General features: G+C 64.2%; 11 protein-coding genes. 3 read left to right on the top strand and 8 right to left on the bottom strand.

Features of this window, described 5'->3' with window-relative positions; genetic code table 11:
* The 4 genes from DS839_RS27060 to DS839_RS27045 form a co-directional block, all read right to left on the bottom strand.
* The gene (locus tag DS839_RS27060) at positions 1-1,119 is read right to left on the bottom strand and encodes an inorganic phosphate transporter (protein WP_119273621.1); all 1,119 of its coding nucleotides are present in this window, start codon (positions 1,117-1,119) and stop codon (positions 1-3) included.
* Positions 1,120-1,122: 3 nt separating this feature from the next.
* Positions 1,123-1,749: a DUF47 domain-containing protein gene (locus tag DS839_RS27055; RefSeq protein WP_119273620.1), complete on the bottom strand. Its 627-nt coding sequence runs from the start codon at positions 1,747-1,749 to the stop codon at positions 1,123-1,125.
* A gap of 73 nt (positions 1,750-1,822) precedes the next feature.
* Positions 1,823-3,220, bottom strand: a complete 1,398-nt coding sequence (locus DS839_RS27050; RefSeq protein WP_119273619.1) for a M20/M25/M40 family metallo-hydrolase — start codon at positions 3,218-3,220, stop codon at positions 1,823-1,825.
* A complete protein-coding gene (locus DS839_RS27045) occupies positions 3,217-4,635 on the bottom strand; it encodes a M20/M25/M40 family metallo-hydrolase (protein WP_119273618.1) in 1,419 nt (472 codons plus the stop codon). Before DS839_RS27045 ends, DS839_RS27050 begins: the two co-directional genes overlap by 4 nt.
* Positions 4,636-4,713: 78 nt before the next feature.
* Between DS839_RS27045 and DS839_RS27040 the strand changes: the two genes are divergently transcribed.
* Both DS839_RS27040 and DS839_RS27035 read left to right on the top strand, forming a co-directional pair.
* Positions 4,714-6,264 (top strand): SLC13 family permease, encoded by a 1,551-nt coding sequence (locus tag DS839_RS27040; RefSeq protein ID WP_368911946.1) that lies wholly within the window; start codon positions 4,714-4,716, stop codon positions 6,262-6,264.
* A gap of 21 nt (positions 6,265-6,285) precedes the next feature.
* Positions 6,286-7,314 (top strand): universal stress protein, encoded by a 1,029-nt coding sequence (locus DS839_RS27035; RefSeq protein ID WP_119273617.1) that lies wholly within the window; start codon positions 6,286-6,288, stop codon positions 7,312-7,314.
* Here the strand turns inward: DS839_RS27035 and DS839_RS27030 are convergent.
* From DS839_RS27030 to DS839_RS27020, 3 genes are all read right to left on the bottom strand, one after another.
* Complete coding sequence (locus tag DS839_RS27030) at positions 7,311-8,114, bottom strand: hypothetical protein (RefSeq protein WP_119273616.1); 804 nt, start codon at positions 8,112-8,114, stop codon at positions 7,311-7,313. The genes DS839_RS27035 and DS839_RS27030 overlap by 4 nt on opposite strands.
* Positions 8,115-8,216: 102 nt before the next feature.
* On the bottom strand, positions 8,217-9,308 hold the full coding sequence (apbC, locus tag DS839_RS27025) for an iron-sulfur cluster carrier protein ApbC (protein WP_119273615.1): 1,092 nt from the start codon (positions 9,306-9,308) through the stop codon (positions 8,217-8,219).
* A gap of 30 nt (positions 9,309-9,338) precedes the next feature.
* Positions 9,339-9,869, bottom strand: coding sequence for a uracil-DNA glycosylase family protein (locus DS839_RS27020; protein ID WP_368911945.1), 531 nt, complete (start codon positions 9,867-9,869; stop codon positions 9,339-9,341).
* Between the two features lie 212 nt (positions 9,870-10,081).
* Here DS839_RS27020 and DS839_RS27015 point away from each other — a divergent pair, with 212 nt between their 5' ends.
* Complete coding sequence (locus DS839_RS27015; protein WP_119273613.1) at positions 10,082-11,635, top strand: sensor histidine kinase; 1,554 nt, start codon at positions 10,082-10,084, stop codon at positions 11,633-11,635.
* A gap of 79 nt (positions 11,636-11,714) precedes the next feature.
* Here DS839_RS27015 and cobT read toward each other — a convergent pair whose 3' ends face one another.
* A complete protein-coding gene (gene cobT, locus DS839_RS27010) occupies positions 11,715-12,737 on the bottom strand; it encodes a nicotinate-nucleotide--dimethylbenzimidazole phosphoribosyltransferase (protein ID WP_119273612.1) in 1,023 nt (340 codons plus the stop codon).
* Positions 12,738-12,753 lie beyond the last annotated feature (16 nt).

The raw sequence follows: 12,753 nt of genomic DNA, 5'->3' as shown, positions 1-12,753 counted from the left end.
TCAGGCCCAGCCGATGAGCCCGAGCAGCCACAGCAGGCCATAAGCGAGGCCGCCCGCCGCCGGGAAGGTCAGCAGCCACGCCCAGACGATGCGCTCGATCACCGTCCATTTGAGCGCCCGCGACGACTTGGCGAAGCCGACACCCATGATGGCGGTCGATATGCTGTGGGTGGTCGATACCGGCATGCCGAAATGCGCGGCAATCGTCAGGATCGTCGCCGAGCTCGTCTCGGCGGCAAAGCCGTGGATCGGATGCAGCCGCACCATCTTGTGGCCGAGCGTCTTGATGATGCGCCAGCCGCCGGCAGCGGTGCCGGCCGCCATCACCAGAGCGCAGGCGACGATGATCCAGGCATCTATGTCTTCACCGCCGCCATCCGGGCGCAGGAACTCGGCCCAGGCCGGCAGGCCATCGAGGGCACCCGAGCTCTCAGCACCGAACAGCGCCAGGGCAATGATGCCCATGGTCTTCTGTGCGTCATTGCGGCCGTGGGCGAGGCCCATATAGGTCGCGGACGCGAGCTGCGCCTTGCCGAAAATGGCGTTGACCCAGAGCGGGCGCGCCAGGCGGCCCAAGGCTCCGCCGGCTCGAGCCATGCCGGAGATGATCGCCCACAAAAAGACCATCATGAAGACGCCGAGCGTGAAGCCCGCCACCGGCGAGGACACCATGGGAAGCAAGACTTTCCACAACAGGCCCTCGTTCTTGGTCCAGTCGCCGACCGTTTCGGACCAGATCAGGGCGCCCCAGTTATTGTCGGCCGCGGCAAGGGCGGCACCGCACAGTCCGCCGATCAAAGCGTGCGAGGAAGACGACGGCAGGCCACGCCACCAGGTGATCAGGTTCCACACCGTCCCGCCGAGCAGTGCACACAGGATCACCTGGAGTGTGACATCGACGACGCCCGTATCCACCAGGCCCGACGCTATGGTCTTGGCCACCGCCGTGCCCCAGAAGGCGCCGATCAGGTTGGTGCTTGCCGCGAGCGCGATCGCTTGGCCCGGCGACAGCACCCTGGTGGCCACCACGGTGGCGATGGAATTGGCCGTGTCGTGAAAGCCGTTGATGAACTCGAAGGTAAGCGCCACGAGCACGACGATCAGGACAAGGAGCAGCATGGGCTAGCTGTTCTTCAGGGCGACCTGGTAGACCACGGCGCCGGCGTCGCGGCACCGGTCGATCGCCTTTTCCAGGATCTCGAAGAATTCCTTGAGCAGGAACATGCGGACGGCGTCCAGATCGCCGGCATAGAACTCGCGGTACAATTCGAGCAGCAGGCGGTCGGCCTCGGTCTCGATGGCATGGAGCTGATCCTCGAGCGATTTGATCGTCTCGAGCCGGAGCCGCGGCAGCTCGCGCACCATGTCGAGGACGATGCCCGTCGCCTTCACCAGCATGGCGGCGCGCGGGGCGAAATCGACGCCTTCGAGCTTGGGGGCGGCGAAAGCGTAACGGTCGGCGAAGCGCTCGGCCTGCTTGGATATCTTGTAGAGCGCCACCCGCAATTCCTCGATGTCCTCGCGCTCGATCGGGGTGATGAAGCTGTCGACCAGCGCCTGGCTGATCTTGCCCGTCGCCTCTCTCTGGCGCTGCCGCGCGAGCTTGATCGCCTCGAGCCCGGTCGCTTCCGCCTTCGGGCTCAAGATCTCGTGCAGCGCCTCGGCACTCTCATGCGCCGCAACCGCGGCGTCCTCCAGCAAAGCGTAGAACTGCTTGCCCGAGCCGAAGATCGTCTGAAGAGAAAACATGACCAGCCCTTGTCAGGGAGCCTCCATCACCACCCGTGAGGGATGGAGAATCCCTGACCAGGAGCCGTAGCATTCACCGCCCGACCGCGTCCAGCACCCGGACCCAGCTGCGGATGCCTTTGTGGAAGCTCGAGAGGTTGTATTTCTCGTTCGGGCTGTGCAGCGCATCGTCATTGAGGCCGAAGCCGATCAGCACGCTGTCCATGCCGAGAACGTCCTTGAAATAGCGCACGATCGGGATCGAGCCGCCGGAACCGACGAGCGCCGTCTCGCGGCCGAACTCGTCCTTCAGAGCCTTGGCGCTCTTGCGGATCAAGGGCGAGGTCTCGGCAATCTCGCTCGCCGGGCTTCCCGAGCCATAGGATGCGAACTCGATTCGGCAGTCCTTCGGCACTTCCGCCTTGGCGAAAGCGCGGAAGGCCTTCAGGATCTTTTCCGGCTTCTGCTTGCCGACCAACCGGAAGGTGAGCTTGGCATGGGCCTGGGACGGGATCACGGTCTTGGTGCCGGCACCCGTATAGCCGCCCCATATGCCGTTCACCTCGGCGGTCGGACGGGCCCAGATCTGTTCCAGCACGCCCTTGCCCTTCTCACCCGCGGGGACCGAGAGACCGACCTCCTTCAGGAACTTCCTGTCGGAGAATTTGAGCTTCTGCCACTGCTGCTTGATCTCCTTGGGGACTTCGCCGACGCCTTCATAGAAGCCCGGAATGGTGACCTTGCCGTTCTTGTCGTGGAGCTTCGACAGGAGCTTGGAGAGGATGCGGATCGGATTGGCGGCGGGCCCGCCATAGGCGCCGGAATGGAGGTCGATGCGCGGCCCCGAGATGGTGATCTCGTCCTTGACCATGCCCCTGAGCCGCGTGGTGATCGCCGGCGTCTTCGCGTCCCACATGCTGGTGTCGCAGACGAAGGCGGCATCGCAAGTGAGCTCCGCCTTGTTCTCCTTGAGGAAGGGGACGAGGCTCGGCGAACCCGATTCCTCCTCGCCCTCGATCAGGATCGTGGCCTTGATCGGCAGCGTACCGGTCGCCTCGATCCAGGCCCGCATCGCCTCGACGAAGGTCATGAGCTGCCCCTTGTCGTCGGCGGTGCCGCGGCCATAGAGGCGCACGACGCCATCCTTGCCGGTGCGCTTCTCAGGTTCGAAGGGCGGTGTCGTCCATTTGTCGAGTGGATCGGGCGGCTGCACGTCATAGTGCCCATAGAACAGGAAATGCGGGACCTTGCCCTGGGCCGCCTTGGGCTCGAAATGCGCCACAACCATCGGGTGGCCGGGCGTGTCGCGCAAAGAGGCGGAAAAGCCCAGCCTTGTGAGATCGGCGACAATGCGCTCGGCGGTGCGCCGGCAATCGGCCTTGTAGGCGGGGTCGGTCGAGATCGAGGGAATGCGGACGAGATCGAACAGCCGGTCGAGGCTCTGCTCCAGTCCCTTGTCGGCCACATCGAGAACACGGCTTACATCGGTCATGACGTCATGGACTCCTGCTGATGGGCAAGCCCGCCGATGAGGCGGGCCCAGCTTCTGATGCCTTTGTGAAAGCTCTTGAGATTGTATTTCTCGTTGGGGCTGTGGACGCTGTCATCCTCGAGGCCGAAGCCGACCAGGAGACTGTCGACCTTGAGCAGCGACTTGAAGGTGCCGACGACCGGGATCGAGGCGCCATCCGCCATGAGCACCGGATCCCGGCCCCATTCCTGCTTGAGGGCGCCCTCGGCGAGCCGCACCCAGGGGCTCGATTCAGTAACGGTGACCGCCATCGCATCGCCCCCGTGCGACTTGAAACGGGCCTTGCAGTCGGCCGGCAGCCGCTCCTTGACGAATTGGCGCAGGCCCTTCCGAATCTGCGCCGGCGTCTGGCGCCCGACCAGGCGGAAAGTGAGCTTGGCCATCGCCTCGGCGGGCACCACCGTCTTGGAGCCGGTCCCGGTATAGCCGGCATAGATGCCGTTGATCTCGGCGGTGGGCCGGCTCCAGAGCTGCTCATATACGGCATAGGCCTTCTCGCCCGCCGGGATCGCCAGCCCCACATCCCCTAGATATTTCTTCGCCGGGAAGTTGAGTGATTTCCATTGCCGGCGGGTCGACAACGGCACCGGGTCGACGCCATCATAGAAACCCTTGAGCCTGACCCGGCCATTGCGGTCATGCAACTCGCCCAGGATCTTCGTCAGCACACGGATGGGGTTGCGGGCGGGCCCGCCATAATAGCCCGAATGCAGGTCCTTGGAGGGGCCGGAAATGGCGACCTCCTCGGCGATGCAGCCGCGCAACCTGGTGGTGATGGCCGGGGTCTTCGCGTTCCACATGCCGGTGTCGCAAATGAGCACCACATCGGGTTTGAGCTTGTCCCGGTTCCTCGCGACATAGCGGTCGAGATGGCTCGCATCACCTTCCTCATCGCCTTCGATCAGGACGGTGAGGCGGAAAGGCAGGCTGCCTCTGGCCCTGAGCCACGCCCGGCTGGCCTCCAGGAAGGTCATGAGTTGGCCCTTGTCGTCACAGGCACCGCGGGCAAAGATGCGTTCCTCACCATCCGCACCCTTGCGCAGTTGGGGCTCGAAAGGCGGGCTTTCCCACAAGTCCAGCGGGTCGGGTGGCTGAACATCGTAATGGCCGTAGAACAGGATGTGGGGCGCATGGGACGGCAGGCCCTTAGGCGCATATTCAGCCACGACCACCGGCTGGCCGGTGGTCTCGTCCATGCGCGCGGTGAAGCCCATTTCCGTAAGCAGCCGCTTCAGCCATGCCGCCGCGTCACGGCAGGCGCCATGGAAGGCGGGATCCGTGCCGACGCTCGGAAATCGCAGCAATTCGAACAGGCGCGCGACGCTTTCGTCCAGGGCGCCATCGATGCCCTGCAAAACATCGTCAAGACTTTTCATTTACAAAACCTGAAAGAGTTCCCCGGTGTGGTCGATGCAGTCTCTCATGTGCCATAATCATTCGGCAAGGGCCCCAGGATGACGCAAGCGGCAGCCACTTTTTCGCTCCCGCGCGACAGCCTGCAGGCGCATGAGATCAGCCAGCGGCTGACGCGTTTCCAGCGCCGCGGCTACCAGCGCTACCTCATTGTCAGGCAGAATGTCGACCTTAATTTCTTCTGGACCAGGCGCTGGTTCTTCATCGCCATGCTGGTCGGCTTCCTCTTGATCGTCGCGCCGACGCCCGACGGCCTCACCGATGAAGGCCAGATCGTGCTCGCCATGTCGGTGGTTGCGACCATCCTGTTCGTCACCGAGGCGGTGCCGCTGCCCACAGTGCCGCTGCTCATCATCATAGGCCAGGTCGTGCTCCTCAAGGTCGACCCCACGAAAGTGGCACAGAGCCTGATGACCGATTCGGTGCTGTTCATCATGGGTTCGCTGATGCTCGCGGTCGCCATCGTGAAACAGCGCCTCGACCGGCGCATCGCCTGGTCGATCGTGCAGATGACCGGCACCAACGTCTATTGGATCAGCTTCGGGATTACCGCCGTGTGCGGCACGCTCGCCGCCTTCATCGGCGAGCATACCGTCGCCGCGATGATGCTGCCGGTCGGCGTGACACTCATCACGCTGACCTCGCAAGACCCCAAGAAGGTACACAATCTCGCGGCCGTCATTCTGTTCTCGATCTCCTATGGCTGCTCGATCGCCGGCGTCGCCACCCCCTCCGGCGGGGCGCGCAACGCCATCATCATCTCCTATTGGAAGGACCTGTTCTACGATCCCCTGGACGCGGAGAGCCGCCGCTATCTCATGGATTACCTCACCTGGGCGGTCTATGCCTTCCCGATGTTCCTGATCCGCCTGCCGATCGTGGCGGCGATCCTGGTCTTTACCTTCAAGCCCGAAACCACCGACATGTCGCGCGCGGTGTCGAAACTCAGGACCCAGGTCATCATGGACGGGCCGCTCAAGCCGTCGGGCTGGCTCACCATCTTCATCTTCGTCCTGACCATCCTGGGCTGGATCTTCCTGTCGCAGCATCTGGGCCTCGGCGTCATTGCCCTGATCGGCGTCGCCGCCTTCCTGGTCTTCGGCCTGGTACGCTGGGAGGACATCAATTCGGGCGTCAACTGGGGTGTGGTGCTCCTCTATGCGGCGGCGATATCGCTCGGCGTCGAGATGACCGAAACCGGGGCGGCGGCCTGGGTCGCGTCGAGCTTCCTGTCGCTCCTCGACAATATCGGCGCCGGCTCAGGCCTCGGCTTCAATGCCGCCATCTCGCTCCTCACCATTGCCGTCTCCAATACGATGACGGCCGGCGCCGCGGTCGCGGTCCTGGCGCCGATCCTGCTCAACACCGCCTATGCCGCGCACCAGGATCCGCTCATCGCCGGCTTCGTCACCGCGATCTCGTCCGCCTTCGGCTACCTGACGCCGGCGGCGCAGCCCGCCTTCACCATCATCTATGCGTCGGGCTATCTGAAGGGCCGCGACTTCTTCAAGGTCGGCATGCGCATGATGATCGTGTCGGTGATCATCCTCTTGGCCCTCGCCAGCCTTTATTGGCCCTTCATCGCGAGCTAGACTCCGAATCGCAGAAGAGGAGTGACCCCGCGAGTGCTGGAGAACCTGTTCAAGCGCACCAAGCTCAGCGACCGGCAGGAACGCGCGGTGCAAAAGACGCTGCACAATCTGCGCCAGCAGCGCCGCAACCGTTTCCGCATCCTCGCCTGCATCGACGGCTCGGAGGAATCCTTCATCACCGTCCAGTTCGCCGCCCGCCTCGCGATCAATGACGAATGCGACATCATCGTGCTCTATGTGCGCCCGATCGACCAGGCGCTGTGGTCGGGAGGCCTGCAACTGCGGATCGCCCGCCAGAACATGATGGATTCGGGCTTCGAGCTGCCCGGCGTGCGCGACCTGAAGCGTTCCCTCGCCATCCTCAAGGAAGAGGGCATCGACGTCGAAAGCTGGTCCAATGAGGCGAGCCACCAGGATGCCTGGGGCGACCCCGCCGGCGACACCAAGGTGGAATATCGCAGCGACAAGGGCAGGAGCGTCGTGCTCAAGCTCAAGACCGCGCCCGATGCCGCCAACGGCATCCTCGATCAATATGAGCTCGGCCCCTACAATCTGATGATCCTGGGACAGCCGTCGCGCTGGCGCAGCGAATTCAAGGCCTGGTTCGGCACCGGCGTCGTCCAGGAAGTGGTGACGCATGCGCCCTGCTCGGTGCTGGTGGCGCGGCCCAGCCTCGACAAGGAAGGTTTCTTCATCTGCACCGACGGCTCATCGCGCTCGATGCAGGCGGTGCGCCGGGCCGCCGTCCTCGCCCATATGAGCGGCGCCTCGATCACGCTGTTCTCGGTGGCGCCGGACGAAGCGGCGAGGCCCGCGGCGGAAGAAGCCGTCGCCAATGCCAAGGCGCTGCTCAAGGCGATGAAGATCACCGTCTCCGACACCCGCACCGCCATCGGCGATACGGCCGAGGAGATCATCGAGACCGGCTCGAGCTACCGCTTCATCGTGGTGACGGATGAGGGCCGCTCGCGGCTGCAGCGCATCTTCAAGGGTTCGACCGCGAGCCAGGTCGTGCACAACGCCAGGACCAGCGTCCTCGACGTGCGCTAAGCTTGCCCGGGCGACATGGCGTCGAGATATTCCTCGAGATGCTCGAGATTCTCGAACCGCATCCAGCCGTCATCGGTCTCCGCTTCGACGGTGCCATCGGAAAGGACCCGCGCCGGGCGCCCTCTGATCAGGCGCTCCTCGACGACGAAGAGCTGAGTGTCCTCGCCCTCTTCGGCGGTCTCGATGACGTCGCCCGCTTCGGCCACGACCTCGGTCGTCTCGGCTACTTCCACCGTCTCGGCGGCTGGCTCGGCCACGGTCTCGACGGCCGGCGGAGGTGACAGCGGCGGAGGTGACAGCGGCGGCGGTTCCGGTTGGCGCGGGCTCAACACCTCTTCGAGCCGCTCCTTGGCCTTGTCGATCGCCGAGATCGTCTCCTTGCTCTCGGCTACCACGCGGCTCGTCTCGGCCTTCGATTCCCTGAGCAGGGCATCGAGTTTGCTGGTGGGCGACGGCGGCGGCTCGACGGGCGGTGTGGGAACCGGGAAAGGCGGCGGCGCGATGGTGGCGGTCGAGAAATCCGACACGACGGCGGGCGATGTCACCGGCGCCATCTGGCCGCTGTCCTGGCCGGCCACCAGCCAGTCGCGCAATCCACGCGTGGCGGCAGTGGTCTTGTCCAAGGCGCCAATGACGCCGCCGAGGCCAATAAGGCCCAAGCCGCCGACCAGCGCCACCGCGGCAACTTCGGGGGTCAGCCCCAGAACCTGCATCTGGCCTGGTGAAACATAGATGAGGGCACCGATCACCGCGCCCGCTGCGGCGACGATGATGCCCAGAATGATCATCAGTTTCGACATGACAGACCCCTTCCCCGACTGCACGATTCGCCGATTAAAGCGAACATATGGTAAATCTTGCGTTACCGGCCTGTAAGATCAAGCATTTACGGCCGTTTCCCCCTAATCTTCGATCACGATCCGAGGCGACTTCCGGACACCTCCAGCTTCGACCGCGGACCACACCTCAGCGGCGATCTTCCTGAAAATCGCCGCATGCGCCCCCTCCGGCAGAGACGCTACAATGGGCTCGCCAGCATCGGAGCGGGCGCGGACCTCCATGTCAAGCGGCACCTCGCCCAGGAACGGGACGCCCAGGCGCCGGGCTTCCTCGCGCGCCCCGCCATGGCCGAATATCTCATGACGCTCGCCGCATTTGCCACAGATGAAATAGCTCATATTCTCGATGATGCCGAGAACCGGCACGCTCACCTTGCGAAACATGTTGAGTCCCTTGCGGGCATCGAGCAACGCCAGATCCTGCGGCGTCGAGACGATCACGGCGCCCGAGAGCGGCGTCTGCTGCGCCAGCGTCAGCTGCGCATCGCCGGTGCCCGGCGGCATGTCGACGATCATGATGTCGATCTCGCCCCAGGTCACATCGCGCAGCATCTGCATGAGAGCCGACATCACCATCGGGCCCCGCCAGATCATCGGCGTGTCCTCGGGAACGAGGAAGCCCATCGACATGACCTTGAGCCCATACGCTTCCATGGGCTGCATGAGCTTGCCTTCGGCATCGGCGGCTCTGGGCTTGCCCGTGATGCCGAGCAGCCGCGGCATGGAAGGCCCATAGACATCGGCATCGAGCACCGCCACGCGCAACCCGTTGGCCTTGAGTGCCAGCGCGAGATTGACCGCCATGGTCGACTTGCCGACACCGCCCTTGCCGGACGCCACCGCAACGATATGGCGCAGGCCCGGGATGCCGCTCTTGAGATTGGCCGTCTTGGGCGGCGCCTGCTTGCGCTCGGCGGTCAGCGCCACCATCACCTTCTCGACACCCGGCATGCTCGCGACGATACGCTCGGCCTCGCGGCGCACGGGCTCCACCGCAGCCGTGTTTCCCTGATCGGCGGTGATCGCGAACATCACCCGGTTGTTGGCGATCACGATGTCGCTGATGAGCCCTGCCGAGACGATGTCCCGTGCAGAGCCCGGGAGCTTGAGCTTGCCGAGGGCGGCCAATATCTGTTCACGTGTGATCTTTTCCATGGGTCTCGCTTACTGCATGAACGGCAAAGGTCAAATGCTAAGTCGGCCCGTCCTATGCGCCGGGAAGAGGTCTCGCATCTCCTTGCGCAGCACCGGAAGCAGCTCGTCCGCAAACCACGGATTCTTCTTGAGCCAGGCATTGTTGCGCCAGGACGGATGCGGCAGCGCCAGAACCTTGGGATGCAATGCCAAACTCTTGCGCCAGTTCCTCACCGTCTCGGTCAAATCCGCTCCGGCGAGCTCGCCCAGATGCCAGTGCTGGGCCGGCCGGCCGAGACAGATGACGAAGCGCACGGCGTTCAAATGCGACAGGAGCTTCGCCCGCCAGGCCGGCGCGCATTCAGGGCGCGGCGGCAGATCGGCGCCCTTCGCGTTCTGGCCGGGAAAGCAGAACCCCATGGGCACGATGGCAACGTGGCGTTCATCATAAAACAGGGTTTCATCGATGCCGAGCCACTGCCTGAGCCTGACGCCGGAGGGATCGGTGAAGGGCCGGCCCGAGGCGTGGACGCGCGTTCCCGGCGCCTGCCCGACGATGAGGAGCTTCGCTGTTGAACTCACTTGGAAAACCGGCCGCGGCTCATGCGGCAAGGGTCGTCCTTTCGGGGCCTCCAGGCAGATGCGGCAGGCCTTTATTCTGGCGCTCAGGCGTTTCAGAGTTTCCGGCATGGTTAATACATAAGAGCATTTTTAGTGTTTTCGCGAACAGGGCTTTAAACCGCTTTTCCTATCCTCGCCATGGGACGACTAATGGGTGAATTGAGCGAACCGTCATGCTCACAACGGATGCCACGACAGTTCCTGCCGCCGGTGCAATTTCGCCCGCGGCTGCGGCCAATGGGGTAGTCATCGGCGACAGCGAGACCATTCCCTGGGAACGCGACCTCTTGACCATGTTCGTCAAGAACCAGTTGAAAGTCGTCTACGCTCTGCCCCTCTTCGCCGCCCTCTTCGCGCTCATGACGCTCCAATGGGCACCGTGGCAGCAATCGCTTGCATGGTTCGTCGCGGCCGTCGGCTGCCAAGCCATCCAGGTCTATCTCTGCCGGCAATATCTCCAGCTCTGCCATCAGCAGCACAAGAGCAAGCCGAAAAAGTCACAGTTCCACGATTGGCTCGGCATGATGACGGCATCCGAGTTCTTCATCGCCGCCTGCTGGTCTTCGCCATTGTTCCTTCTATGGGACAACGCCAGCGACCTGCAGCATATCTATATCGTGGCGAGTCTCATGGCCATCGTCGCGGTGCGCATCATGATCTCCGCCAACTTCATGCCGATCATCGTCGCCGGCACCGGCCTCATCACTTTGGCCCTGGCGCTGCGCTGCACCGCCGAACAGAGCTATCTCTATTCGGGCCTGGGCGCCCTCGCCATCGGCTGCCAGATCTTCTTCGCGCTCGTCGCCCGCAAGCTGCAGGAAACGGCGCGCGACATGTTCATCTTCAAGGCGCAGAAGGACGAGCTCTTCTCCCAGCTCGTCGTCGAGCGCGACAAGGCCGAGAGTGCCAGGGCCGAAGCCGAGCGCGAAAGGCTTCGCGCCGAAGAAGCGAGCAAGGCCAAGTCGCAATTTCTCGCCACCATGAGCCATGAGCTCAGGACTCCGCTCAACGCCATCCTGGGCTTCTCCGAGATCATCAGCCGCGAGATGTTCGGCCGCCACGAGATCTCGGCCTACAAGACCTATGCCAACGACATCCACAATTCGGGTAGCTATCTGCTCAGCCTCGTCAACGACATCCTCGATCTCACCCGCATCGAGGCGGGACGGCGCGACATGCGCGAAGAGCCTCTCGCCATCGCCGACTCGCTCGAGGATGTGCGGAACTTCGTCGCCTTCAAGCTCAGGGAAAAGTCGCAAGATCTCGTCTTCGATATTCCGGCGAACCTGCCCAAGGTCCTGGTCGATCACCGCTCGGTGCGGCAAATCTGGATCAATCTCCTGTCGAATGCCGCGAAATTCTCCCCCGTGGGCGGCGAGATCCTGGTCATGGCAAGCCAGCGCGAAGGCGGCGAGATCGCCGTCAGCTTCATCGACAATGGTCCCGGCATGCCGGAAGAGGAGATCGAGCTCGCCATGCAGGCCTTCGCCCGCGGATCGCTCGCGGTGAAGAAGGCGGTCGACGGCGCCGGCCTCGGCCTGCCGATCGTCAAAGGCCTCATCAACATGCATGGCGGTTCGTTCGAATTGCGCAGCAAGCCCGGTCACGGCACCGAGGCGACGGTGGTCTTCCCCTTCGCGCGCGTGCTCAGCGGGCCCAGGGCCGAGGTCATCGCCGAGGCCGCGACCTCGCCCAGCCAGCGCAAGCTCATCGCCATCACGAGCTGACGCGCTTCATTTCTTGCGCATGATCTTATCGGAAAACCGGGAGATGGCCGGGTCAAGCCCAGCCACAAGCTTTTCCGGATCATGCTTTGTCACTCACGCCGGCGCTCTCGAAGGTCGCCATGCCGTTATGGAGATCGGCCGCGGCCTTGACGATGGCGGCGGCGAGGGCTGCTCCCGAAGCCTCGCCCAGCCGCATGCCGAGATCGAGCAAGGGCTCCTGTCCGAGCTTCTCGAGAAGAAGGCGGTGCGCCGGCTCGGCAGAGCGGTGCGCGGCAAGGCAGTGATCGAGGGCGCGGGGGGCCAAAGCGTGCAGGGTCGCCGCCGCGGCACTCGCCACATAGCCGTCGATCAGCACTGGCACCTTGGCATGACGGGCGGCCAGGATCGCCCCTGCCATGGCGGCGAGCTCGCGGCCGCCGAGACGGCGCAGCACTTCGAGCGGGTCCTTGAGATGCGCTTTGTGGAAGGCGACGGCGCGGCCCACCGCATCGGCCTTGCGCCTGAGGCCCTCGGCGTCGACACCCGTCCCGGGCCCCACCCAGTCGGCCGGATCGCCGCCATAGAGCCCATGGCAAATGGCGGCGGCGATGGTCGTATTGCCGATGCCCATCTCGCCGATGCAGAGAAGATCGGCGCCGCCGGCGACCGCCTCCATGCCGTAGGCCATGGTCGCGGCGCATTCGGCCTCTTCCATGGCGGCGGCCTCGGTGATGTCTTTGGTCGGCGTTTCGAGCGCCAGCTCGAAGACCTTGAGGCCGAGGTCGAAGCTCTTGCAGATCTGGTTCACCGCGGCGCCGCCGGCCTGGAAATTGGCCACCATCTGGCGGGTGACGGCCTGGGGATAGGCGGCAACCCCTTGGTTCACCACCCCATGATTGCCGGCGAAGACGGCGACGACCGGACGCTCGACCCGGGGGGCATGGCGGCCCTGCCAACGCGCCAGCCATTCGGCGATATGCTCGAGCCGCCCTAGTGACCCTGGCGGCTTGGTCAACCGGCTGTCGCGAGCCCGGACGGCTGCCGCCGCTTCCTCATCGGGGGGCGGCAGGTCCGCGATGAGGCGGCGGATATCGTCAAAGGGCAGGCCGGTCGTCGCAGTCATCTTTTTTCCTGTATGG

This window comes from Taklimakanibacter deserti (genome assembly GCA_003574785.1).
This window is presented reverse-complemented; position numbering and strand designations above follow the sequence as displayed.

Excerpts from the sequence above, each read along its gene's own strand:
- DS839_RS27060 (WP_119273621.1), bottom strand. The coding sequence starts at position 1,119 with ATGCTGCTCCTTGTCCTGATCGTCGTGCTCGTGGCGCTTACCTTCGAG.
- DS839_RS27055 (WP_119273620.1), bottom strand. The coding sequence starts at position 1,749 with ATGTTTTCTCTTCAGACGATCTTCGGCTCGGGCAAGCAGTTCTACGCT.
- DS839_RS27050 (WP_119273619.1), bottom strand. The coding sequence starts at position 3,220 with ATGACCGATGTAAGCCGTGTTCTCGATGTGGCCGACAAGGGACTGGAG.
- DS839_RS27045 (WP_119273618.1), bottom strand. The coding sequence starts at position 4,635 with ATGAAAAGTCTTGACGATGTTTTGCAGGGCATCGATGGCGCCCTGGAC.
- DS839_RS27040 (WP_368911946.1), top strand. The coding sequence starts at position 4,714 with ATGACGCAAGCGGCAGCCACTTTTTCGCTCCCGCGCGACAGCCTGCAG.
- DS839_RS27030 (WP_119273616.1), bottom strand. The coding sequence starts at position 8,114 with ATGTCGAAACTGATGATCATTCTGGGCATCATCGTCGCCGCAGCGGGC.
- apbC (WP_119273615.1), bottom strand. The coding sequence starts at position 9,308 with ATGGAAAAGATCACACGTGAACAGATATTGGCCGCCCTCGGCAAGCTC.
- DS839_RS27015 (WP_119273613.1), top strand. The coding sequence starts at position 10,082 with ATGCTCACAACGGATGCCACGACAGTTCCTGCCGCCGGTGCAATTTCG.
- cobT (WP_119273612.1), bottom strand. The coding sequence starts at position 12,737 with ATGACTGCGACGACCGGCCTGCCCTTTGACGATATCCGCCGCCTCATC.